Origin of the sequence: Nocardia sp. NPDC050435 (genome assembly GCF_040655395.1) — a bacterium.
Classification (GTDB): Bacteria; Actinomycetota; Actinomycetes; order Mycobacteriales; family Mycobacteriaceae; genus Nocardia.
This window is the reverse complement of sequence record NZ_JBFAJW010000015.1, coordinates 59,878-82,333: the sequence shown is the minus strand read 5'-3', so window position 1 is coordinate 82,333 and position 22,456 is coordinate 59,878. Positions and strand designations below refer to the sequence as shown.

The window sequence follows — 22,456 nt, the reverse complement described above, 5'->3', positions numbered from 1 at the left end:
GATGATGCTGGTCTTGCTGTGGCTTTATCAGTTGTACGCCGACACGTTCGAGAAGGGATTCACCTGGTGGCGGAACGCCTCACTGTGCGCGGAGCTCGGGAGCACAACCTCAAAGGGGTCGATCTCGACCTGCCCCGCGACAGTCTCATCGTGTTCACCGGGCTTTCCGGATCGGGCAAGTCGAGTCTTGCCTTCGACACGATTTTCGCCGAGGGTCAGCGGCGCTATGTCGAGTCGCTGTCGGCGTACGCGCGGCAGTTCCTCGGCCAGATGGACAAACCCGACGTCGATTTCATCGAGGGCCTCTCGCCCGCGGTGTCGATCGACCAGAAATCGACCAACCGCAACCCGCGCTCGACCGTGGGCACCATCACCGAGGTCTACGACTACCTGCGCCTGCTCTACGCCCGCGCCGGTACGCCGCACTGCCCGACCTGCGGCGAGCTGATCGCCCGGCAGACGCCGCAGCAGATCGTCGACCAGGTGCTCGCCATGCCCGAGGGCCTCAAGTTCCAGGTCCTGGCGCCGGTGGTGCGCACCCGCAAGGGCGAGTTCGTCGACCTGTTCGAGTCGCTGAACGGCCAGGGCTACTCCCGCGTCCGGGTGGACGGCGTGGTCTACCCGCTGACCGATCCGCCGAAGCTGAAGAAGCAGGAGAAGCACGACGTCGAGGTCGTCGTCGACCGGCTGGCGGTCAAGCCGAGTTCCAAACAGCGCCTCACGGATTCGATCGAGACGGCGCTGCGGCTGGCCGACGGTATCGTGGTGCTCGATTTCGTCGATCGCGACGAGCACGCGCACGACCGCGAGCGGCGCTTCTCCGAGCGGCTGGCCTGCCCCAACGGCCACCCGCTCGACATCGAGGATCTCGAGCCGCGCTCGTTCTCCTTCAACTCGCCCTACGGCGCCTGCCCGGACTGCACCGGCCTGGGCATCCGCAAAGAGGTGGATCCGGAACTCGTCGTCCCCGATCCGGAGCTGAGCCTGGCCGACGGCGCGATCGCGCCCTGGTCGCGCGGCCAGACCGCCGAGTACTTCAACCGCCTGCTGTCCGGTCTCGCCGAGGCGGTCGGGTTCTCCATGGACACCCCCTGGCAGGACCTGCCGCAGAAGGCGCGCAAGGCGGTACTGGAGGGCAGCGCCGACCAGGTGCACGTCTCCTACACCAACCGCTACGGGCGCAAGCGTTCCTACTACGCCGATTTCGAGGGCGTGATGCCGTTCTTGCAGCGGCGCATGGAGAACACCGAGTCCGAGCAGATGAAGGAGCACTACGACGGGTACATGCGCGACGTGCCGTGCCCGGTCTGCGACGGCGCCCGCCTGCGGCCGGAGATCCTGGCCGTCACGCTCGACGCGGCGGGGGAGCGCAAGTCCATCGCCGATGTCAGCGATCTGTCCATCGGCGATTGCTCGCACTTCCTGAACGCGCTCACCCTGGGTGATCGCGAGGCCGCGATCGCCGGGCAGGTGCTCAAGGAGGTGCAGGCGCGCCTGGGCTTTCTGCTCGACGTCGGCCTGGAGTACCTGACGCTGTCGCGGGCCGCCGCCACGCTCTCCGGCGGCGAGGCCCAGCGCATCCGCCTGGCTACCCAGATCGGGTCCGGCCTGGTCGGCGTGCTCTACGTGCTGGACGAGCCGTCCATCGGCCTGCACCAGCGCGACAATCGCCGGCTGATCGAAACCCTTACCCGGCTGCGCAATCTCGGCAACACGCTGATCGTGGTCGAACACGACGAGGACACCATCCGCGCCTCGGACTGGGTGGTCGACATCGGCCCGCTCGCGGGCGAGCACGGCGGCCGGGTGGTGCACAGCGGTCCGTATCAGGAGCTGCTCACCGACCCGAATTCGCTGACCGGCGCCTACCTTTCCGGCCGGGAGCGGATCGAACTGCCGCTGGTGCGGCGCCCGGTCGACAAGAAGCGTCAGCTCACCGTCGTCGGCGCGACCGAACACAACCTGCGCAACGTCGAGGTGAGCTTCCCGCTCGGGGTGCTCACCTCGGTCACCGGTGTCTCCGGGTCCGGCAAGTCCACGCTGGTCAACGACATCCTGGCGACCGTGCTGGCGAACAAGCTGAACGGCGCGCGGCAGGTCCCGGGCCGGCACCTGCGGATCAAGGGCCTGGATCACCTGGACAAGCTGGTCCAGGTGGACCAGTCGCCGATCGGCCGCACCCCGCGGTCCAATCCGGCCACCTACACCGGCGTGTTCGACAAGATCCGCACGCTGTTCGCGGCCACCACCGAGGCCAAGGTGCGCGGCTACCAGCCGGGCCGGTTCTCCTTCAACGTCAAGGGCGGCCGTTGCGAAGCGTGCTCGGGCGACGGCACCTTGAAGATCGAGATGAACTTCCTGCCGGATGTCTACGTCCCGTGCGAGGTGTGCCACGGCGCGCGCTACAACCGGGAGACCCTCGAGGTGCACTACAAGGGCAAGACCATCGCCGAGGTGCTGGACATGTCCATCGAGGAGGGCGCGGAGTTCTTCGAGCCGATCTCCTCGATCCACCGGTACCTGAAGACGCTGGTGGATGTCGGCCTGGGCTACGTCCGGCTGGGGCAGAGCGCGCCGACGCTGTCCGGCGGTGAGGCGCAGCGCGTCAAGCTGTCGGCGGAGTTGCAGAAGCGTTCGACCGGCCGCACCGTCTACATCCTGGACGAGCCGACGACGGGCCTGCACTTCGAGGACATCCGCAAGCTGCTCAAGGTGATCAACGGCCTGGTAGACAAGGGCAACACGGTGATCGTCATCGAGCACAACCTCGATGTCATCAAGACCTCCGACTGGGTCATCGATATGGGCCCCGAGGGTGGTTCCGGCGGTGGCACCGTGGTGGCCGAGGGCACGCCCGAGGATGTCGCGGCCGTGGCGCACAGCTACACCGGGCAGTTCCTGAAGGAGGTGCTGGAGCAGCCGGCCGCGTCGAAGCCGGCCGCCAAGAAGGCGCCCGCCAAGAAGGCCCCGGCGAAGAAGGCCGCGGCCAAGAAGGCGACGGCCGCCAAGGAACCGGCGAAGAAGACGCCGGAGCAGACGGCCAAGCGCCTGGCCCGCAAGGCCGCCGCGCTGCGCTGAGCCCGATCCGGTGGCGCCGTCCGAGTAATCGGGCGGCGCCACACTGGTTTCCGGCGTCTTGACCTGGGCTTCCGGGGAGATGCCGGAAACTCGCCCGAAAGTGAAACACGCGTGTGTACGATCTGCTCACCTGTTCGGCCCCCTCCCGGACAGCAGCGAAACGCGAACCGGGTACCCGGCGTGCCCCGCCGGCAGCGGGCCGCTGAGATCCGGTGCGACAGAAAGGAACACGCGATGGAAGGCGTGGACATCGGTGCCATCATCACCCAGATCCTGGGTCTGATCACCGGGTCGTCGATCAACTACAACCCGGGCAAGTAGCGCGGCCGATCTCGAAAGGATTCACAGCATGGACAGCGGAAGCGCGGGCCTGGGCGCCATCTTCGCGGCACTCGCCAACCTCATCTCCAGCGGCTCCTCCATCTCGGTGACACCGCCGCCGGCGTAACACCGAGCACGGACGGAACGGGATCGGCACTCCTGCCGGTCCCGTTTTATCTTGTGGCGCACGGCCTCCCGCCCTCGCATACTGAAGACATCCCGCGTACGACTTTTCAGGGGGGTGGGAAACGTGGGGGTGTTGTTTCTCTCGGTCGCCGCGGCACTGCTGGTAGTGATCGCCGCGCTGCTGCTGTTACCGGCGTCGCTTCGGAGCGACGCGGAGCCGTCCACAGCGGATCTCGGATTCCTCAACGGCGGCGATCGGGGTGCGATGTCCGCCGCGGTCACCACGCTCTATCTCGACGGCGTGCTCGACCGGCATCGGCGCACCAAGGAATTCCGGCATTCCGATGTCCCGTTGCCCGCCGACGCCGATCCACTGGAACGGGCCGTTTACGCCGATCTCGGCGCCCCCGCGCGACTGCGGGTGCTGCGCCGCCGTCGACGCACCCGGGCGGAATTGGCGCAGGGGATCGCGCGGCTGCGCGCGGCGGGCCTGGTGCCCGGGCGGGCCCGGCGCCGGCTGGCCGTGACGATCGCGCTGCTCCTGCTTCCGGCCGCGGTGGTGGCGCAGCTGGTCGCCGGGGAGGTGACCGTACCGATCGTGCTCGCATCGGCCGTGCTCGTCGTCTCCGCTTGGGCGCTGGTGCTTTTCGTCCGGCGCACCCTCGCCGGTCGGCGTTATCTGCGGCAGGTCCGGGCCGAGAACCAGCGCGTGCTCGACGAGTGGCGCTCCCCGGACGATCCGGCGGTGATCGAGGTGCCCGCGGAGCCCGGGGATCCCGAAACCGAGCCGGCCCGTGGCTGGTTCATGACGCCCCGGTCGCGCTTCAAGCGCATGGTCGCACTGGGCATGACCGCCGATCTGACGGTCGCGGGCGGCGCTCCGACCCCCGATTTCGCTCCGCAGGGCAGCGGCTGGCAGGGCTGGAACGGCGACGACGATCACGGCGGCGGCAGCAGCTGGTCGGTCGACGGGCTCTTCGGCGGCGATGGCGCGGGCGCCGCCTCCGGTTGCAGCGGTGGCGGCGGTGGCGGGGGCTGCGGCGGTGGTGGCGGCGGGGACTAGTAGACCGGGCCGGTGTACTTCTCGCCCGGGCCCTTGCCCGGCTCGTCCGGGTGCGCCGACGCCTCGCGGAAGGCGCGCTGCAAGGACTGCAAACCCTCGCGGATCGGGCCGGCGTGCGGGCCCAGGTACTCCACCGAGGCGGTGACCAGCCCGGCCAGCGCGGTGATCACCCGGCGGGCCTCGTCCAGATCGCGGCGCGGGCTGGTGTCGGGATCCTCGTCGGCCAGCCCCAGCTTCTCCGCGGCCGAGCTCATCAGCATGACCGCGGCCCGGCTGATCACCTCCACGGCGGGGATGTCGGCGAGTTCGCGTACGGAGCTGTCGGGCTGTTCGGTCATGTATGAGAGGCTAGGCGGCGGCCGCGGCGGGGGAGCAGGCGGCCGCCCCGGCTGTGGCGCAGGCCGCCGCGACCGGCCGAAGGGCCACGATTTCGGTTATAGCAGTCTGCACTGCTACACTATTCGCTGACGACCGCCCCGGGTCGTTCTTCTTTGTGGGAACAGCTAGGGGCAGATAAGTGGAGCCCGACTCCCACCGTTGCCCACGAGCAATCGTAGAGGTCAAACGGTCCGGTCGCCCGCCGTATCCGGCGGGTTCTTGCGCGGAGCCAGTCTCGTGCGCAAGGCAGGCGCGAGTTGTGCGCGCCCGTGTACCGGTCGACTCGGGCCCCGTAGCGGTAGAAATATCGCACCGGGGCCTTTGTGTTGAACAAGGGGCTGCAGTTATTGCACGGTCGTCGGACGACACCGTTTGACCTAGGAGGCCCCATCAGCACTGAGACCCGCATCAACGATCGCATCCGTGTTCCCGAGGTTCGGCTCATCGGACCCAGCGGCGAGCAGGTTGGGATCGTGCGTGTTGAAGATGCACTACGCGTCGCCCTCGAAGCCGACCTCGACCTGGTCGAGGTGGCCCCGGATGCCCGTCCCCCGGTCTGCAAGATCATGGACTACGGCAAGTTCAAGTACGAGACGGCGCAGAAGGCGCGCGAGTCTCGGAAGAACCAAGTACAGACCGTGATCAAGGAGCAGAAGCTCCGGCCCAAGATCGACGATCACGACTACGAGACCAAGAAGCGCAACGTGGTTCGCTTCCTCGAAGCCGGGTCCAAGGTCAAGGTGACGATCATGTTCCGCGGCCGCGAGCAGTCGCGTCCGGAACTGGGCTTCCGGTTGTTGCAGCGCCTGGCCTCCGACGTCGCCGAGTTGGGTTTCGTCGAGACCTCCGCAAAGCAGGACGGTCGCAATATGACCATGGTCCTCGCCCCGCACAAGGGTGCGAAGACGCGGGTTAAGGCTCAGGAGGAGTCGGCCGCGCGACCGCAGGCAGCTGCACCGCGCCCCGCCGCCGCTCCGGCGCCTGCGGCTCCCGCCCCTGCGGAAGCGCCGGCAGCGCCGGCCGATTCGCAGTAATTACGAACAGCACACCGGTGTTCCACCCGTGGGGTACCGGCACGACCAGATAGAGGAATCCATGCCGAAGATGAAGAGCCACAGCGGCGCCTCGAAGCGTTTCAAGGTTTCGGGCCGCGGCAAGCTGCTGCGCCAGCAGGCGAACCGTCGCCACCTGCTCGAGCACAAGTCCACCCGCCGGACTCGTCGTCTGGATGGCACGGAGTCGGTCGCGGCCGTCGACGTCCCTCGCGTCAAGAGGCTGCTCGGCCTCTGAGGCCTGAAGCAGCGATCGACACCGACCAACCGGGCGCCGCACCCGCGCCCCCTATTTCGACTTAAGGACTGACCAGTGGCACGCGTCAAAAGGGCCGTCAACGCTCAGAAGAAGCGCCGTTCCATCCTCGAGGCCTCCAAGGGCTACCGGGGCCAGCGCTCGCGGTTGTACCGCAAGGCCAAGGAACAGCAGCTGCACTCGCTCACCTACGCCTACCGGGACCGCCGGGCGCGCAAGGGTGACTTCCGCAAGCTGTGGATCGCCCGCATCAATGCCGCGGCGCGCCTCAACGACATCACCTACAACCGCTTCATCCAGGGCCTGAAGGCCGCGGGTGTCGAGGTGGACCGCAAGATCCTCGCCGAGCTCGCCGTCTCCGACGCCGAGGCGTTCGCCGGCCTGGTCGCGGTCGCGAAGGCGGCGCTGCCCGCCGACGTCAACGCGCCTGCCGCGTAATTGACGCAGATATCTTCGGGACGACCCGTGGATCCGCTCTCCCCGAGCAATCCACGGGTCGTTTCGGCTTCCAAGCTGCATCGCTCGGCGCAACGCCGCAAAGCCGGCCAGTTCCTGGCCGAAGGCGCGAACGCGGTGACCGCCGCGCTGGAGACCGGGCGGGTGCGCGAGCTGTTCTACTCGCTCGAGGCGGCCACCCGCGAGCACGAGCTCGTCGCGGGCGCCGCGGCCGCGGGGGTGCGCACCACGCTGGTGAGCGACCGCGCCGCCCAGCATCTCGGTGAAACCGTCACCGCCCCCGGCCTGGTCGCCGTCTGCGACCTCGTGGACGTGCCGCTGGCCGACATCGTGGAGCGCGGACCGCGCATCCTGGCGGTACCGGTCGAGATCAGCGAACCGGGCAATGCCGGGACGCTCATCCGGGTGGCCGATTCGGTCGGCGCCGACGGGGTGGTCCTGGCCGGCGACACCGTCGACCCGCACAACGGCAAATGCGTCCGCGCCAGCGCGGGCAGCCTGTTCCATCTGCCGGTCGCCCGCAGCCGCGATGTCGGCGAGACCCTCGAGGCGATCGCGGCGGCGGGCATCACGCTGCTCGCGACCACCGCCACCGGCGAACTCGACCTGGACGACGCCGACGAGGTGTTCCAGGGCCCGGTCGCCTGGCTCTTCGGCAACGAGGCGCACGGTCTGGACCCGGCCGTCGCCGCGCGCGCCGACCACCGCCTCCGCATCCCCATCCGCGGCCGCGCCGAATCCCTCAACCTCGCTACTGCCGCCGCCATCTGCCTCTACGCCAACAGCCGGGTGCGCTACGCCCATTAGGTGTCGGCGCCTCGGGTGATGCTTGGGGCATGACACTCCGGAGGCTCGTCGGCGCCGAGTTGCGCTATGCGCTCACCGCCCACCTCTTCGCGGCCGGGCCACTGACCGTCGGCGAACTGGTCTCCCTGTTGGAGGAAAGCGGCTTCACCACCGGTGGCCGTCCGTCGAAAACCGTGTCGGATGCACTCCGCTGGGAGGTCGGCTTGGGCAGAGTCTGCAGGATCGGGCCGGGCCTCTACGCCCCCGGTGAAATAGCTCGATCCTCGCGGTATCGAATGCGCACCCGTTTGCACCGCCTCGGCCTGGGTGCCGTCAGTCGTCTCACTCCTAGCGACAACCCCTAACCATGGTTGAGCCTTGTCGCTCAGAGTGGGACGAACCAGTCGTCCTTCCGGAGAGGTTTTGGCCCCGGGCCATGCGCGGCCGGGGCAGCGCGCCGATCGGCGCGGCTCTCCCGGATAGGGTCGCACGGTGGATGAGGTGCGGTTGCTCGATGAGGTGGCGCTGGAACGATCGTCGGTGGTCGCCAACAACGCGATGAACCGGGAACGGCGGTTGACCGGGTCGAACGGGTACGGCCGCGAGCTCGGTCTGGATGTGGCCGAGGTGATCCGGCAGCGGCTCGCGCAGGGCGCGCCGGGCTTTCGCTGGCTGGATCTGTGCTGCGGTTCGGGGCGGGCGCTGCTGGAATGCGCGGAACTCATCGATGACGAGCGGCTGCGGATCGTCGGGGTGGATCTGGTGGACGCGTTCGCGTCCGGGCGCGCACCGGGCGTCGAGTTCGTGACGGCGTCGGTGACCAGTTGGTCGCCGAGCGAGCGTTTCGATCTGATCACCTGTGTGCGCGGTCTGCACTACCTGGGGGACAAGCTGAAAGTGCTTGCGGCGGTGTCCTCCTGGCTCGCCGAGGACGGACTGTTCGTCGCGAACCTGGATCTGGCCAGTGTGCTGTCCGCGGACGCGCGCCCGCTCGACCGCCGACTGCGCACCGCGCTGCGCGCACAGGGCTTCGACTACGACGGCCGTAGGCGGCGGATCAGCCGCCGGGGTCCCGCCGCACCGGCGCTGCCGTTCGACTACGCCGGTGCGGACGATAGGGCGGGCCCGAACTACACCGGCCAGCCCGCCGTCAACTCCTACTACCGCTGGGCGTCGACCACTCGCGGCACGAACAGCGAGATCACCGCACCCACCGCCACGATCGCGGTGCCGACCCAGATCGCGGGGACCAGTCCGTCGACATAGGACTGCGGATCGGTGTAGGAGCCGTGCGAGGCGAACACCGAGGCCAGGATGGCGACACCCATGGCGACGCCGACCTCGCGGATGGTGCTGTTGGTGCCCGAGGCCATGGCCTGTTCGTCCGGTCCGGCGCTGGCCATGACCACGGTTGCGCTGGGCGCGAAGGTCAGGCCCATGCCGATGCCGCCGAGCAGGAACGGGCCCACGAACGAGCCGTAGGCGGCGTCCACGGCGGTGACCAGCGCCATCCAGCCCAGGGCGAGGGTCAGCAGGAACTGCCCGAGCGCGAGCAGGGTTCGGGCCCCGACCTTGTCGACGATCATGCCCGCGATGGGGGCGACGACCATCGGGGCCAGCGTCCACGGCATGGTGCGAATGCCCGACTCCAGCGGGGAGTACCCCTGCACCACCTGGAAGTACTGGGCGAGCAGGAAGATCGCGCCGAAGACGCCGATGGAGAAGGTGAAGCCGGTGGCGTTGGCCAGCCGGAACGCGCGGGAGCGGAACATGCGCAGCGGCAGCATCGGATGCGGTGTCCGCAGTTCCCAGACGATCATGGCGATGAGCAGGACGCCGCCCGCGATGAGCGCGCCGAGCACCGTGGCCGAGGTCCAGCCGTCGTCGGCACCGTGCACCACGCCCCAGACGACGGCGAGCACGCCGCCGGCCGAGAGCGCCAGCCCGAGCGGGTCGAGTTTGCGTTCCCCGCCGAAGGATTCGGGCAGTACCCGGGCCACGAAGGGCACCGCGAGAATGCCGATCGGCACGTTGAGCCAGAAGATCCACTGCCAGCTCAGGCCCTCGACGACGGCGCCGCCGACGAGCGGGCCGAGCGCGACGCCGAGCCCGGTGATGCCGCCCCAGATGCCGATGGCGGCGCTGCGCATCTTCTCGGGAACCGCGACCGAGAGCAGCGTCAGCGACAGCGGCAGCACCCCGGCCGCGCCGACGCCCTGGATCGCGCGGGCGGTGATCAGCATCCAGGGTTCGGTGGCCAGCGCGCAGGCGGCCGAGGCCGCGGTGAACAGCGCGATGCCGCCCAGGAAGATCCGGCGGCGGCCGAGCCGGTCGCCGATGGCGGCGGCGGTGAGCAGGAGGGAGGCGAAGGACAGCGTGTAGGCGTTGACGAACCACTGCAGGTCGGTCAGCGACGCGCCGAGTTCGGTGCGGATCACGGGGAGCGCGTTGGTGACCACGAGGTTGTCCAGCACGACCATGAACATGGGTATGCCGACGGCGGCGAGCACCGCGGCGAGGGGCCGGGGCGGCGCACCGGTGGAGACAGCCGGTGGCGTGAGGGTTTCGGTCATGTCCAGCCTTATTTGTAATTGACTGATAACTAACGAATCGAAGCGTATGCATCGACTGATAACATGTCAATACGCCACTGAGAGGAGCCCCGTGCGTTCTGCTCGAACCCGGATGACCGCGACCGATCGCCGCGCCGAAGTACTCGCCGCGGCGGTGTCGGCTTTTTCCGAATCCGGTTACGCCGGAACGAAAACCGATGAGATTGCGCGCCGGGCGGGCGTGTCGCAGCCGTATGTGATCCGGCTCTTCGGCACCAAGCAGCAACTCTTCGTGGCGGTCATCGACCAGGTCTGCGGCCGCATCCAGGAGGTCTTCCGCGAGGCCGTCGCCGATTTGGACCCCGATGCCACCCCGGCCGAGGCGCTCAAAGCGCTCGGCAATGCCTACGACGCCCTGCTCGAGGAGCCCGAACCCTCGCTGGCCATGCTGCACGGTTTCACCGCCAGCGTCGACCCGGTGATCGGCGACGCCGTGCGCGCGGGCTTCGGCCGTACCTACACCGTGGTGCGCGAACTCACCGGCGCGAGCACCAACGAGGCGCGCCGCTTCGTCGGCACCGGCATGCTGCTCACCATCATGAGCGCCATGCGCGTGATCGGGCCCGACGCGTTCCCGGCCGACTGGGCGCGCGAGATCTGGGACGACGTCCAGGAGAACCCGGATCCGTGCTGATCAGCCTCGGACCCGACCGCCACGGGTAATCCGGATGAAGTGACCACACGCCATCGAATACGATTGCGACCAGCAGCAATGTGGTCGGGCGAGGAGCCTGGCCGGGTGCTGTCCCATATGCACGCCGATCCCCAGGGGAGAGTCGAACCATCGTGGCCGACAACGACGCAGTCGAGCAGACCGGCAACGCGCTGACCGAGGAGGCCCTCGCCGCCGCCGCGGCCGAGGCCGAGAAGGCGTTCGCGGCTGCCGCCGATCTGGACGCGCTCGCGGCCGCCAAGATCGAGTTCATGGGCGGCAAGTCGCCGATCGCGCTGGCGCAGCGCTCGCTGGGCACGCTGCCCAAGGAGGAGAAGGCCGACGCGGGCAAGCGGGTGAACGTCGCCCGGCAGCGGGTGTCGCAGGCCTTCGAGTCCCGCCAGCAGGAGTTGCAGGCCGCGCGCGACGCCGCGGTGCTGGTCGCCGAGGCGATCGATGTCACCCTGCCCGCCACTCGCACCGCCGCCGGCGCGCGCCACCCCATCACGGTGATCTCCGAGCAGATCGCCGACGTGTTCGTCGCCATGGGCTGGGAGATCGCCGAGGGGCCCGAGGTCGAGACCGAGCACTTCAATTTCGACGCGCTGAACTTCCCGCCGGACCATCCGGCCCGCGCCATGCAGGACACCTTCTACATCGCGCCGGAAACCTCGCGCCAGGTGCTGCGCACCCACACCTCCCCGGTGCAGGTGCGCTCCATGCTCACCCGTGAGCTGCCGATCTACGTGGCCTGCCCGGGCCGCACCTTCCGCACCGACGAGCTCGACGCCACCCATTCGCCGGTGTTCTCCCAGATCGAGGGCCTCGCGGTGGACAAGGGCCTGACCATGGCCCACCTCAAGGGCACCCTGGATCTGCTGGCCCGGGCCCTGTTCGGCCCCGAGTCGACCACCCGGATGCGCCCCAGCTTCTTCCCCTTCACCGAGCCGTCGGCCGAGGTCGATGTCTGGTTCCCGGACAAGAAGGGCGGCGCGGGCTGGGTCGAGTGGGGCGGCTGCGGCATGGTGAACCCGAAGGTGCTCATCGCCAGCGGTATCGACCCCGAGGTGTACAGCGGTTTCGCCTTCGGCATGGGCATGGAGCGCACGCTGCAGTTCAAGAACGGCCTGCCCGACATGCGCGACATCATCGAGGGCGACGTGCGCTTCACCCTGCCGTTCGGCATCCAGTCCTGACCACTTTTCACCGATCGAGGAAGCGAAACATCCCGTGCGAGTAGCGCAGTCCTGGCTGACCGAAATCCTGCGGCGCACCACCCCGGAGTGGGCCGTGACGCCGGAGGAGCTCGACGCCGCGTTCGTGCGGGTCGGTCTCGAGGTCGAGGAGGTCGAGACGCTCGAACTGATCGGCGGCGACGGTGACGGCCCGCACCTGGTGGTCGGCCGGGTCGCGGAGATCACCGAGCTGACCGAGTTCAAGAAGCCGATCCGGTTCTGCAAGGTCGATATCGGCAAGCCCGATCATCTGCAGGAGATCGTCTGCGGCGCGAGCAACTTCGCGGTCGGCGATCTGGTGGTCGTGGTGCTGCCCGGCGGCGTGCTGCCCGGCGGATTCCAGATCTCCTCCCGCAAGACCTACGGTCACGTCTCCAACGGCATGATCTGCTCGCTGGCCGAGCTCGGCCTGGGCAAGGAGTCCAACGGCATCCTGGTGCTGCGGCCCGGCACGGCCGAGCCCGGCGCCGACGCCAACGAACTGCTCGGTCTCGGTGATTCGGTGGTCGAGCTGGCCATCACCCCGGACCGCGGCTACGCGTTCTCGATGCGCGGCCTGGCCCGCGAGGTGGCCTGCGCCTACGACCTGGAATTCGCCGACCCGGGCGTGCGCACGCTGCCCGACGCGCCGGAGGAGGCGTGGACGGTGCGGATCGAGCCGGAGTCGCTGTGCACCCGGTTCGCCGTGCGTCGCGTCACCGGCATCGATCCGGCCGCGGTCAGCCCGTGGTGGCTGCAGCGCCGGCTGCTGCTGGCCGGGGTGCGGCCGATCTCGCCGGCGGTCGACGTCACCAACTACGTGATGCTCGAACTGGGCCAGCCGCTGCACGCCTTCGATGCCTCGAAGGTCAACGGCCCCTTGGTGGTTCGCCGCGCGCACCGCGGTGAGACGCTGCGCACCCTGGACGACGCCGAGCGCGTGCTCGACGCCGAGGACGTGGTGATCGCCGACAATTCCGGTGTGATCTCGCTGGCCGGCACCATGGGCGGCGCGAGCACCGAGGTGAGCGAGAACTCCACCGACATCCTGCTCGAGGCCGCGACCTGGAATCCGGTCGCGATCGCGCGCACCGTGCGCCGGCACAAGCTGCCCTCGGAGGCGGCCAAGCGTTTCGAGCGCGTGGTCGATCCCGAGGTGAACCTGGCGGCGCTCGATCGCGCGGCCGCGCTGCTGGTCGACATCGCTGGCGGCACCGTCGAATCCGTGGTCACCGACGTGCGGCTGCCGGTGCCGGCAATCGCGCCGATCCGGATGGACATCGATCTGCCCGACCGCACCGCCGGCATCGGCTACCCGACCGGCACCGCCGCGCGGCGGCTGGCGCAGGTCGGCTGCCAGGTCGAGGTGGGCGTCAGCGACGCCGGGCACGGTCAGCTGATCGTCACCCCGCCGAGCTGGCGGCCCGATCTCACCCAGCCCGCCGACCTGGTCGAGGAGGTGCTGCGGCTGGAGGGGCTGGACAAGATCCCGTCCGTGCTGCCGACCGCGCCCGCCGGGCGCGGGTTGACCGCGACGCAGCGCCGTCGTCGCGCCGTGAGCCGCGCGCTGGCCTTCGCCGGCGCCGTCGAGGTGCCCTCGCCGGTGTTCATGTCCGGCAGCGTCTTCGACGTGTGGGGCCTGGACGCCGAGGATCCGCGCCGCGACACCATGCGGGTGCTCAACCCGCTGGACATCGAGCGCGCCGACCTGCCGACCACGCTGCTGCCGGGCCTGCTGGAGGTCGCGGGCCGCAATATCTCGCGCGGCGCGCGCGACCTGGCGGTCTACGCCATGGCCCAGATCGTGCGGCCGGGGGAACAGACCCGCGCCATCGCCGCGCTGCCGGTCGATCGCCGTCCCACCGACGAGCAGATCGCCGAACTGAACGACTCGCTGCCCGCGCAGCCGGTGCACGTCGCCGCGGTGCTCACCGGTCGCCGGGAGCCGCGCGGGCCGTGGGGCCAGGGTCGTCCGGCCGAGGCCGCCGACGCCTTCGCTCTGGCCGACGCGGTCGCCGCCGCGGCCGGGGTGGTGCTGGAACGCCGCGCGGGCGCGTACCTGCCGTGGCATCCGGGCCGCTGCGCCGAGCTGGTCGTGGACGGCGTCGTGGTCGGGCACGCCGGTGAACTGCATCCCGCGGTGCTGGAGCGCGCCGGTCTGCCCAAGCGCACCTGCGCCGTCGAAATCGATCTCGATGCCCTGCCGCTGCGCGAATCGCGCCCGGTCCCGGTGGTTTCGGCGTTCCCGGCGGTGCTGCAGGACGTGTCGGTGAGCGTCGAGAAGACGGTGCCCGCGGCCTCGGTGGAATCGGCCCTGCGCTCCGGCGGCGGCGAGCTGCTGGAGGATCTGGCGCTGTTCGACGTCTACGAGGGCGCGCAGGCGGGGGAGGGGCGCAAGTCGCTCACCTACGCCCTGCGCTTCCGCGCCGCCGACCGCACGCTGACCGAAGACGAGGCCAGTGCCGCCCGCGACGCCGCGGTGGCCGCGGCGTCGGCGGCGGTCGGCGCGGTTCAGCGCTAACTCGCGCGCAGGCGGTCCTGGACGAAGGCCGCCGCCTGATCGCGGGAGTCGTTGAGGAAGTACGTGAGGTGGCCGACGCTCAGGGCGTTGCCGAATCCGGCGGCCGGATCGCCGCCGTTGCACACCCGGTCGCCGGCGTTGCAGTAATCCCAGAGGCGGTCGGCGAATTCGGCCAGCGCGCCGAGCGGGTGCGGCTGCATGTCGGGCAGGGCCGGGTCGAAGGTGCCGCGGTTGTAGGGCTCGTCCCTGTTGAAGAACGGGTTGCCGAACAGGGCGATGGCGCCGATCCGGTCGGCGGCCCGCTCGGACAGGGTGGGCCGGAGGCCGCGCGCGACCGTCTCGATGACGCGCGCGCCCTGGGAGTAGCCGAGCAGCACATACCGCTGGTCCGGGCACGCGGCCGCGGCGGCGTTCAGCAGGGTGACCAGGTTTTCCGCGCCCCGGGTGGCGCTGTCCGCGTCGCGGGAGGCCGGGTACTGCAATTCGGTGGCCGTGGCAGCGCGCCCCGACTCCCGGGCGATCCGGGTCGCGAGCGGGGTCAGCAGCAGGCTGCCGAACTGCGGCTCGAAGGTGCCCCGCGCGCTGATGACCCGCACGTCGGCGCAACCGCCGGTGTCGGCGGGTGGCGCGGCGTTGGCCGCCGGGAGGGCGGGCAGGGCGAGCGCCGCGATCACGACTCCCGTCCAGCGTCGCAGGGATTTCGGGTACCGACGTTCGCGCATGAGCCGAGACTATTGCCGATCGACCGGCCGCTCAAGCGTCGCGCATCCGGGAATATCGTTGCGGCGACCGGGAATCAGCGACGGGTGGACGACTGTTGACAGGAGGAGTTCCCCACCGACACGGAGGTCCCTGTGAGCGTGCGAGCCACCTGGAACGGCGTCGTCCTGGCCGAGAGCGACGACACGGTCGTCGTCGAGGGCAACCACTACTTCCCGCCCGAGTCGATCGATCAGGCGTACTTCGAGGCCAGCGACCACACGAGCGTGTGTTCCTGGAAGGGCACCGCCTCGTACTACACGCTGACCGTCGACGGCGCGACCAACCGCGACGCCGCCTGGTACTACACCGACCCGAAACCCGAAGCCGAGCAAATCCGGAATCGGGTCGCTTTCTGGCGGGGTGTCGAGGTCGTATGAGGTAAGAACAGGAGCATGCGCCATCCCGCCGCTCCCCTCCTCAACGCGCTGACCTACATGCGGGATCGGCGCCTCGTGCACACCCCGGCGGTGCTCGGGCTGGAGTATCGCGACCTGTCCCTGCCGACCGCGGACGGCGAGACGGTGCACGCCTGGTGGCTGCCGGCCCGGCAGTCCATCGGGCATGTGCTGTTCGCGCACGGGAACGCCGGCAACATCGGTGACCGGGTCCCGATCTACGCGCTGCTGACCGAGGCCGGATTCGACGTCCTGGCCTTCGACTACCGCGGGTACGGGCGCAGCACCGGCCGCCCGAGCGAGGAGGGCACCTACCTCGACGCCCGCGCGGCCCGCCAGGCGCTGCTAGAGCAGCCCGGCGTCGACCCGGATCGCATTGTCTACCTGGGCAAATCGCTCGGCGGCGGCGTCATGCTGGAGCTGGCCACGGCGTATCCACCGGCCGGGCTGATCCTGATGTCCACCTTCACCGGCATCCGGGACGCCGCCCGCAACGTCTATCCCTTCCTGCCCGCACCGTTCGTCCCCAATGCCTATCCCAGCCTGCGGCGGATCCGGGAATTGCGCACGCCGCTGCTGCTCATGCACGGTGATCAGGACGAACTGCTGCCGCTGCGGCACGCCGAGCGGTTGTACGCGGCCGCGCCGGAACCCAAGCGGCTGGAGATCTTCCCGGGCGGCGGCCACAACGACCTGATCTTCGGCGCCGGCTCGCGCTGGATCGATCTGGTGCGCAGCTGGGCGGCCGGTGTGCTCGGACGCAGGCCGAACTGGGGAGATTTGCCGCGTCCGCGTGCGTAGCCTGGGGGTATGGGTGATTACAGCGAGATCTCGGCGCGGCTGGCGGCGCTGTCCGACGCGGAATTGGTGACGGTGCTGCGGGCGGCCACCGCCGACCGGCCCGGGCTCTGGGCGGTGCGTGCGGCGCTCGACGAGCTGGCCGGCGCCGGTCATGTGGCCGCGCCCGGGGATGTGAGTCCTGCCACTGAGGCGGGCGTCACGCATGGGCCGGGCTCGGTGCCGGGGGTATCCGGCCAGGTCGGAGCCGGTTCTACGGTACCGGCGGTACCGGTACACCCCGCCGGTATCCCGCAATCGCCCGGGTCCGGCGGATATTCCGGCGGCGGAGTCCCTACTTTCGAGTCAGTTCGCGATAAGGTCGAGCAGCGCTTCGGCACCGCGCAGGGGATGGGCGAACTCGACCGGCAGACCCCGGCGGGTCGCAGCGCCGACGAACAGTGGGAGGCGCGCGAGAAGGCCGCGCGCGAACGTCTGGACCAGATACGGAAATCGGTGCACGGCAACGACACTCCGTAATCCCGGTCCGGGCACACCGGACAAAGGATGAACATGAGCGAGCCGCGCGAGATCGCCGAACGACTACTCGACGCCCAGGTGGAGTTCCTGCTCGCCGAGGTGACCGGCGAGCGTTTCACCGAGGTCGTCGCCCGCGACACCGAGGCGGTGCTCGCCGTCGCCGACACACTCGTCTTCCGCGACATCGTCGAGGTGGCCGACGCCAAGGAAACCGTCCGCACCGTCATCGAGCTGATCGGCGGCAGCCCCGTCATCGCCGACATGGTCGGTGTGTTCGCCGACCAGATCTACGACACCATCTCCGAGAACCACGACTACACCCTCGGCCAGGTCGTCGAACGCGAACCCGTGGAAGCGCTGCTGGAGAAGATCTTCGGCATGCACCAGGCGCAGGAGCGCATCCTGGACCGGCTCACCGAGAGCCCGCTCGTCGCCACCGTCGCCTCCAAGTTCGTCGACAAGCTGATCAACGACTTCGTCGCCGCCAATCGTGAACGCGCCGAGAAGATTCCGGGCGTCTCCTCGCTGATGTCGCTGGGTCAGTCCGCCGCCAACCGCGCCAAGAAAGCCGCCGACGGCACCTTCGTCGGCGACCTGGCCGGCAAGGGCGCCCTGTTCGCCCTCAAGCGCACCAACAACGCCATCCGCGAAATGCTGCGCGACGCCCCCGTGCACTCCGCCGCCATGGAATTCTGGGACCTGCACGCCGACGAACCCGTCAGCGGCCTGCGCGAATACCTCACCCAGAAGGACCTCAACGAACTGGTCCTGATCTGCTACGAAATCGCCATCACCACCCGCGAGAAGGAATTCTTCGGCGAACTCGTCGACGAATGCGTCGACGTCTTCTTCACCAAATACGGCGACTACACCCTCGCCGCCATGCTCCCCGAACTCGGCCTCACCGGCGACGACGTCGCCAAGGAGATCCTGCGCTACGGCCCCGCCGTCATCGAGGGCGCCAAGCGAAACGGAGTGCTCGCCAAGCTCGTCCGCGAACGCCTGGAGCCCTTCTACACCTCCGACCCAGTCCTCGCCATCCTCGGCGACACCACCCCCTGACCCTCCGACTGGCCAAGCGTCCGAAACCCGGACACCTGCTAGGGTCGCTAACAAGATTCCAACGATCCCGGGGGTTTGACATGCGAGTAGTCGCGTTTGCGGTGGGGGTGTGCGCGGCTCTCGCCCTCACCGGTTGCACGGGGACGAGTGGGTCGGGGGGCCCCGAAACGCAGCCGCCCACCAGCGCAAAGCTCAGCAAGGACCAACTCTGGGACCCGTGCTCGCTCCCGGACGCTGTGATCACGGGAGCGGGCGTAGATCCTTCGAGCAAGAACCCCGACCCCGTACTCGGGGATCGCAAAGATTGGCGGCTTTGCCGCTGGACTGGAAAAGACGCGCAAGGACGGTTGACTCACGCATTGCTGGTCTCGTCGACCTCCAATAGTCTTGATGACTTCCGGCGCAACACATACTTTCACGACTTCAGCGATGTTCGAACCGGCGGTCGAGCGGCTCTCCAATTCCGCATCGGTTCGTTGAACAACGAGTGCGAGCAAGCATTCGACACCAGCCGAGGCGTTGTATCTGTGAACTACAAGAAAGTCATCGATAGCGCATCGACTGCTGACCCTTGTGAACTCGCTCGACAGTCGGCCGAGAAGATCGCCGATTCGCTGCCACGCTGATGGTGTCTCATAGAAAGAGAATGGACTATGGCGACTGCCGAACAGCAGGTCAAGGAGTTTCAACGCTTGGCGGGTGAAGCGCAAGCGGGAAATTTGTACATCGACTCCGTAGCTGCAACACAGCTGGCAAAGGTGTGTATGGAGTACATGAACGAGCTCCGCACGCTGACTTTAGACGCGGCCGATCTGGTTCGTATCGAGTCGTTCAGCGATCTGGACTCATCTGCGGCACTCGGGCGGAAATTCTACGACCTGGCTGTCGGTGGTGCCGGTAGTGGCTCGTACACCATGGCAATCGCCGACCATCTCAAAATTCTCGAAGCGATGCATGACATGTACATCAAAGCTGGCGCGGCCTTCGACGCGACCGACGCGGATACACAGGCCAAGATCAAGGCGCAGACACACAAGATCGACTGGTAGTGCAGGCGGGGGACAAGTATGACTTTCGAAGCTTTCATGGGCAATCTCGGTGGCATCGTGGCTGGTCGGGTTACAGATCTGTTCAGCGACAACATTTCGCCGGTCAAGGCCGAACAGGATGCGCAAGCGGCAGGAAATGCCGACCGCAACCGTATCTACGCGCAGAACCAGGCTCTGTCCACAGGTTTCAATGGCGAGTATGCGAATACCGTCGTACCACCGGTGATCGAGCCCTTTGTCGGTATGCCCCATTCCCGAATCACTCAATTCATCTCGAAAATCGACCTCGACCAGATGTGGACGAGCGTCGACTCCTGGCAAAAGCTCGCCAAGAAGACGATGGAGAAGGGTGACACCTACCAGGCCGATACCAAGAAGGAAATGGACAAAGGCTGGTCCGGGTCCGCGGCGGCCAGCGCTTTGGCCAGTGTTCAGGCCTACATCGCCGACGTCGAGAAGGTCGAACAGGCCGCGAACCTGATCGCCAACAAGATGGAGGAGGCCTTCACCGGCTTCAGCCAGGTGACTTACCAGGTCCCGCATGAATCCGAAGCCCGCGAGGGCGGCAAACTCGCCGGTGTCGTCAGCGCGATCGGCGACGCGGTCCTCCCCGGCAGCCCGGTCTCGAATGCGATCAGCAGCAATGACGCCGGCCGGCAGAAAAACGCCGAGGACTTGGCGAACGAGGTCATGCGCACCGTCTACAAGCCGGTTGCCCTGCAAGCCGACGCCCAGGTCCCGAAGGTGCCGTCGCCGACCACGCCCGCCGCGCGCCCCGACGCCGACGTCCCGGTAAACAAGGGCGGTAACGGCGATGGGAATGGGAACGGAAACCCCACCAGTCCCAAGTCCGGAGACCCGAAGGCGACGGATCCGGCCGCGACGGATCCGGCGAGTACCGATCCCGCCAGCACGAATCCGGCTAGCACGAATCCGGCGAGCAGCAATCCCGCGAGCACGAATCCAGCGAGCACCAACCCCGCCAGCACGAATCCGGCGACGACCACCAACCCCACGGGCACGAACCCGGTCACGGCCAACCCGAACCGGCTCGGCACCGGCACACCCCGCACGGGCACCGGCACTCCGTCCTCGGGCACCCCGGGAACGCCCAAAAGTGTTGCTGGAACTGGCAATACCCCGGCCGCCGCGGCAGCCGCGAACTCGGGCAAGGCGAATTCGGCGGCCGCTCGATCCGGCATGCCCGGTATGGGCGCGCCCGGTCGCGGTAACAACAACAACGATGATGAATCCGAGCACAAGGCGCCTGATTACCTCTACGGCGTGCACGAGGAACTGCTCGGCCCCGACCGGAAAGCGGTCCCGCCGGTGATCGGTGGAGAGGCGTGACCACCTGGGAATTGACTCCGATCGAATTCTGGGTCGCCTGGGAATCATTGGGCCGGGACCGCATGCCGTTCCCGCTCACCTTCGCGGCGGAGGTGGAGACCCAGGTCGAGTTCGACATCCAGCGGCGGAGGGCGGCGGAGTCGCTGATGCGCACCATCGGTGACGACGACTCGCTGTATCACGCTCTGCATGCCTTGGCTCACGCCGAGGTCCGGATCGAACTGTTCGGCTACCGCCACGACGGTGGTGACCGCATGGTCCGCGCCTGTGCTGCCATCGAATCCGACAATGGTGTCGTTGCGGCCCAGCGCCCGGGTGCCGCGTTCGGAGCCGGGGGCAACATCCGGATCGATCTCCGGCGCCCCGCCGCTGTGGTGCAACGCCTGCTCACCGTGCTCCCCGACACCCGCCCGGGCACTGGGCCGAGCGTCAACATCCATCGGGACGAGCTCCAGCGTCCGACGCAGATCAACTCGCACCGCCGCTCGCCCTCCGAGCACGCGGTCCGCTTGCTCAAACGCCCGTTCCGCACGTACGCGGAGGTGCGTGTCGCCGCCGGTCCGTCGTTGGACGGCTGGCAGGAGGGTGGCACTCAGCTCTCCCTGATCGACTACCGCGACGACGGCCGCTACCTGCTGCGGGAAAGCGACCGCATCGAAGCGGTTCCCTGCGCGGCGGATCGGGCCCGATCGGAGATCACGCGCTTGGTCGACCGGACCACCGCGCAGGCCCGCGAAACCGCCTGGCAGCACTAGGCTGGCCACCGTGGCCGAACAGAAGGAGCGCATGCTCCGGGGTGATCTGTACAAGGACAGCGATCCGGAGCTGGTACGCGAACGCTATCGCGCGCAAACCCTGTGCGAGGAGTTCAATCGCACGGGCCCGGAGGAGAGCGAGCGCCGCGAGTCGGTGCTGCGCGAACTGCTGGGCAAGTTGGGGGCGGGGTCGTGGATCATGCCCCGATTCCAGTGCGACTACGGCTATCTCATCGAGATCGGCGCGAACAGCTTTCTGAACTACGACGCGATCCTGCTGGACTGCGCGCCGATCACGATCGGCGACGACTGCTCGATCGGCCCGCGCTGCCAGCTGCTGACCGCGCTGCATCCGATGACCGACCACGAAGCCCGCAGGCAGCGTTGGGAATCGGCCGCTCCGATCACGATCGGGAACAATGCCTGGTTCGGCGGCGGAGTCATCGTCTGCCCCGGCGTCACCATCGGCGACAATGTGGTGGTCGGGGCGGGCAGTGTGGTCACCCGCGATCTGCCGGATCAGGTGTTCGCCGCGGGTAATCCGGCGCGCGTGATCCGTGCGTTGTAACCGATGAATTCGTGGCTACTGTTCTGCCCATAACCTTCCGGTTCGACAGAGAGAAACGCAATGAGCAACGGCAAAGACCTCGCCCTCACCCATGTGGCCGTCCTGGTCGGGGACCAGGAGGAGGCGCTGCGGTTCTATCGCGACGTGGTCGGCCTGGAGGTGCGCCAGGACATGCCGTTCGCGGGCGTCCGCTGGCTGACCGTGGGCCCGGCCGCTCAGCCGAGCATCGAATTCCTGCTGGAGGTCCCGGAAATGGTGCCGGACGCGCCGCGCCAGCAGGCCGCTCGCGCGCGGCTGGCGGGCGGCTCGCAGTCCACGCTGATCTTCACCACCGACGATTGTGACGCTACGTTCGCGCGGTTGCGGGAGGCGGGCGCGGTGGTCGTGCAGGAACCGGTCACCCAGCCGTACGGCATGCGCGACTGCGGTTTCGTCGATCCGTGGGGCAACCACCTGCGGTTCTCGCAGGCGCTCGGCTGATCACTGGATCACACCCGAGTACCCCCGGCGGGGCTTGAACCCGCGACCTGGACGTTATAAGCGTCCTGCTCTGACCAGCTGAGCTACAGGGGCATGGCGACTGCGCGGCCCGGGGTGGTATGCCCCGGGCCTCGCTATGCCCGCCCTGTGGCGCGGTGTGGTCATGAGGCAAGTGTGGCACGAACGGCAGTAGGGTCGGGATC

At 68.4% G+C, this 22,456-nt stretch carries 24 protein-coding genes and 1 tRNA gene; 21 read left to right on the top strand and 4 right to left on the bottom strand.

What is annotated here, in order from left to right; translation table 11 throughout:
- Positions 1-66 precede the first annotated feature (66 nt).
- The 3 genes from uvrA (at position 67) to AB0I43_RS36295 (ending at position 4,588) form a co-directional block, all read left to right on the top strand.
- A complete protein-coding gene (gene uvrA / locus AB0I43_RS36305) occupies positions 67-3,078 on the top strand; it encodes an excinuclease ABC subunit UvrA (RefSeq protein ID WP_356978688.1) in 3,012 nt (1,003 codons plus the stop codon).
- A 180-nt stretch (positions 3,079-3,258) separates the two neighbouring features.
- Positions 3,259-3,399 (top strand): hypothetical protein, encoded by a 141-nt coding sequence (locus AB0I43_RS36300; protein WP_356978690.1) that lies wholly within the window; start codon positions 3,259-3,261, stop codon positions 3,397-3,399.
- Between the two features lie 250 nt (positions 3,400-3,649).
- Entirely contained in the window at positions 3,650-4,588 is a 939-nt protein-coding gene (locus AB0I43_RS36295; protein WP_356978692.1) for a TIGR04222 domain-containing membrane protein, read from the top strand.
- Here AB0I43_RS36295 and AB0I43_RS36290 read toward each other — a convergent pair.
- The gene (locus AB0I43_RS36290) at positions 4,585-4,926 is read right to left on the bottom strand and encodes a DUF1844 domain-containing protein (protein ID WP_356978695.1); all 342 of its coding nucleotides are present in this window, start codon (positions 4,924-4,926) and stop codon (positions 4,585-4,587) included. The two genes, AB0I43_RS36295 and AB0I43_RS36290, sit on opposite strands and share 4 nt — an antisense overlap.
- 366 nt (positions 4,927-5,292) lie before the next feature.
- Here AB0I43_RS36290 and infC point away from each other — a divergent pair, with 366 nt between their 5' ends.
- The 5 genes from infC to AB0I43_RS36265 all read left to right on the top strand — a co-directional run bounded on the left by infC (position 5,293) and on the right by AB0I43_RS36265 (position 8,782).
- Entirely contained in the window at positions 5,293-6,000 is a 708-nt protein-coding gene (infC, locus tag AB0I43_RS36285; protein ID WP_357433478.1) for a translation initiation factor IF-3, read from the top strand.
- A gap of 61 nt (positions 6,001-6,061) precedes the next feature.
- The gene (rpmI, locus tag AB0I43_RS36280; RefSeq protein WP_356978697.1) at positions 6,062-6,256 is read left to right on the top strand and encodes a 50S ribosomal protein L35; all 195 of its coding nucleotides are present in this window, start codon (positions 6,062-6,064) and stop codon (positions 6,254-6,256) included.
- Between the two features lie 75 nt (positions 6,257-6,331).
- Positions 6,332-6,712 (top strand): 50S ribosomal protein L20, encoded by a 381-nt coding sequence (gene rplT / locus AB0I43_RS36275; RefSeq protein WP_067506715.1) that lies wholly within the window; start codon positions 6,332-6,334, stop codon positions 6,710-6,712.
- 27 nt (positions 6,713-6,739) lie between these two features.
- Positions 6,740-7,537 carry an RNA methyltransferase gene (locus AB0I43_RS36270; RefSeq protein WP_356978700.1) on the top strand — a complete coding sequence of 266 codons (798 nt, stop codon included), beginning with the start codon at positions 6,740-6,742 and terminating at the stop codon, positions 7,535-7,537.
- A 471-nt stretch (positions 7,538-8,008) separates the two neighbouring features.
- A complete protein-coding gene (locus AB0I43_RS36265) occupies positions 8,009-8,782 on the top strand; it encodes a class I SAM-dependent methyltransferase (protein ID WP_356978702.1) in 774 nt (257 codons plus the stop codon).
- Here the strand turns inward: AB0I43_RS36265 and AB0I43_RS36260 are convergent.
- Positions 8,677-10,089: an MFS transporter gene (locus tag AB0I43_RS36260; protein WP_356978703.1), complete on the bottom strand. Its 1,413-nt coding sequence runs from the start codon at positions 10,087-10,089 to the stop codon at positions 8,677-8,679. The genes AB0I43_RS36265 and AB0I43_RS36260 overlap by 106 nt on opposite strands.
- Before the next feature lie 91 nt (positions 10,090-10,180).
- Here AB0I43_RS36260 and AB0I43_RS36255 point away from each other — a divergent pair, with 91 nt between their 5' ends.
- The 3 genes from AB0I43_RS36255 to pheT all read left to right on the top strand — a co-directional run bounded on the left by AB0I43_RS36255 (position 10,181) and on the right by pheT (position 14,515).
- Positions 10,181-10,762, top strand: a complete 582-nt coding sequence (locus AB0I43_RS36255; RefSeq protein ID WP_356978704.1) for a TetR/AcrR family transcriptional regulator — start codon at positions 10,181-10,183, stop codon at positions 10,760-10,762.
- A gap of 149 nt (positions 10,763-10,911) precedes the next feature.
- Positions 10,912-11,976 (top strand): phenylalanine--tRNA ligase subunit alpha, encoded by a 1,065-nt coding sequence (gene pheS / locus AB0I43_RS36250; RefSeq protein WP_356978847.1) that lies wholly within the window; start codon positions 10,912-10,914, stop codon positions 11,974-11,976.
- Positions 11,977-12,010: 34 nt separating this feature from the next.
- Positions 12,011-14,515, top strand: a complete 2,505-nt coding sequence (gene pheT, locus AB0I43_RS36245) for a phenylalanine--tRNA ligase subunit beta (RefSeq protein WP_356978705.1) — start codon at positions 12,011-12,013, stop codon at positions 14,513-14,515.
- Here the strand turns inward: pheT and AB0I43_RS36240 are convergent.
- Entirely contained in the window at positions 14,512-15,237 is a 726-nt protein-coding gene (locus tag AB0I43_RS36240; protein WP_356978707.1) for a cutinase family protein, read from the bottom strand. The two genes, pheT and AB0I43_RS36240, sit on opposite strands and share 4 nt — an antisense overlap.
- Positions 15,238-15,375: 138 nt before the next feature.
- Here AB0I43_RS36240 and AB0I43_RS36235 point away from each other — a divergent pair, with 138 nt between their 5' ends.
- From AB0I43_RS36235 to AB0I43_RS36190, 10 genes are all read left to right on the top strand, one after another.
- Positions 15,376-15,654: a DUF427 domain-containing protein gene (locus AB0I43_RS36235; protein ID WP_356978849.1), complete on the top strand. Its 279-nt coding sequence runs from the start codon at positions 15,376-15,378 to the stop codon at positions 15,652-15,654.
- A gap of 15 nt (positions 15,655-15,669) precedes the next feature.
- Positions 15,670-16,473 (top strand): alpha/beta hydrolase, encoded by an 804-nt coding sequence (locus AB0I43_RS36230; RefSeq protein WP_357433476.1) that lies wholly within the window; start codon positions 15,670-15,672, stop codon positions 16,471-16,473.
- 9 nt (positions 16,474-16,482) lie between these two features.
- A complete protein-coding gene (locus AB0I43_RS36225; protein WP_356978710.1) occupies positions 16,483-16,989 on the top strand; it encodes a hypothetical protein in 507 nt (168 codons plus the stop codon).
- Between the two features lie 33 nt (positions 16,990-17,022).
- Complete coding sequence (locus tag AB0I43_RS36220) at positions 17,023-18,051, top strand: hypothetical protein (RefSeq protein WP_356978712.1); 1,029 nt, start codon at positions 17,023-17,025, stop codon at positions 18,049-18,051.
- 80 nt (positions 18,052-18,131) lie between these two features.
- The gene (locus AB0I43_RS36215; RefSeq protein ID WP_356978714.1) at positions 18,132-18,677 is read left to right on the top strand and encodes a DUF3558 domain-containing protein; all 546 of its coding nucleotides are present in this window, start codon (positions 18,132-18,134) and stop codon (positions 18,675-18,677) included.
- A 27-nt stretch (positions 18,678-18,704) separates the two neighbouring features.
- Positions 18,705-19,100, top strand: a complete 396-nt coding sequence (locus tag AB0I43_RS36210) for a hypothetical protein (protein WP_356978716.1) — start codon at positions 18,705-18,707, stop codon at positions 19,098-19,100.
- Between the two features lie 18 nt (positions 19,101-19,118).
- Positions 19,119-20,450 carry a hypothetical protein gene (locus AB0I43_RS36205; protein ID WP_356978717.1) on the top strand — a complete coding sequence of 444 codons (1,332 nt, stop codon included), beginning with the start codon at positions 19,119-19,121 and terminating at the stop codon, positions 20,448-20,450.
- Positions 20,447-21,205 (top strand): ESX secretion-associated protein EspG, encoded by a 759-nt coding sequence (locus AB0I43_RS36200; RefSeq protein ID WP_356978718.1) that lies wholly within the window; start codon positions 20,447-20,449, stop codon positions 21,203-21,205. The genes AB0I43_RS36205 and AB0I43_RS36200 overlap by 4 nt, the downstream gene beginning before the upstream one ends.
- Positions 21,206-21,215: 10 nt before the next feature.
- Positions 21,216-21,773 (top strand): sugar O-acetyltransferase, encoded by a 558-nt coding sequence (locus AB0I43_RS36195; protein WP_356978720.1) that lies wholly within the window; start codon positions 21,216-21,218, stop codon positions 21,771-21,773.
- Positions 21,774-21,833: 60 nt separating this feature from the next.
- On the top strand, positions 21,834-22,253 hold the full coding sequence (locus AB0I43_RS36190) for a VOC family protein (RefSeq protein WP_356978722.1): 420 nt from the start codon (positions 21,834-21,836) through the stop codon (positions 22,251-22,253).
- 19 nt (positions 22,254-22,272) lie between these two features.
- On the opposite strand, the gene AB0I43_RS36185 is transcribed toward AB0I43_RS36190, so the two are convergent.
- Positions 22,273-22,346: transfer RNA gene (locus AB0I43_RS36185), tRNA-Ile, on the bottom strand.
- Positions 22,347-22,456: the final 110 nt, after the last annotated feature.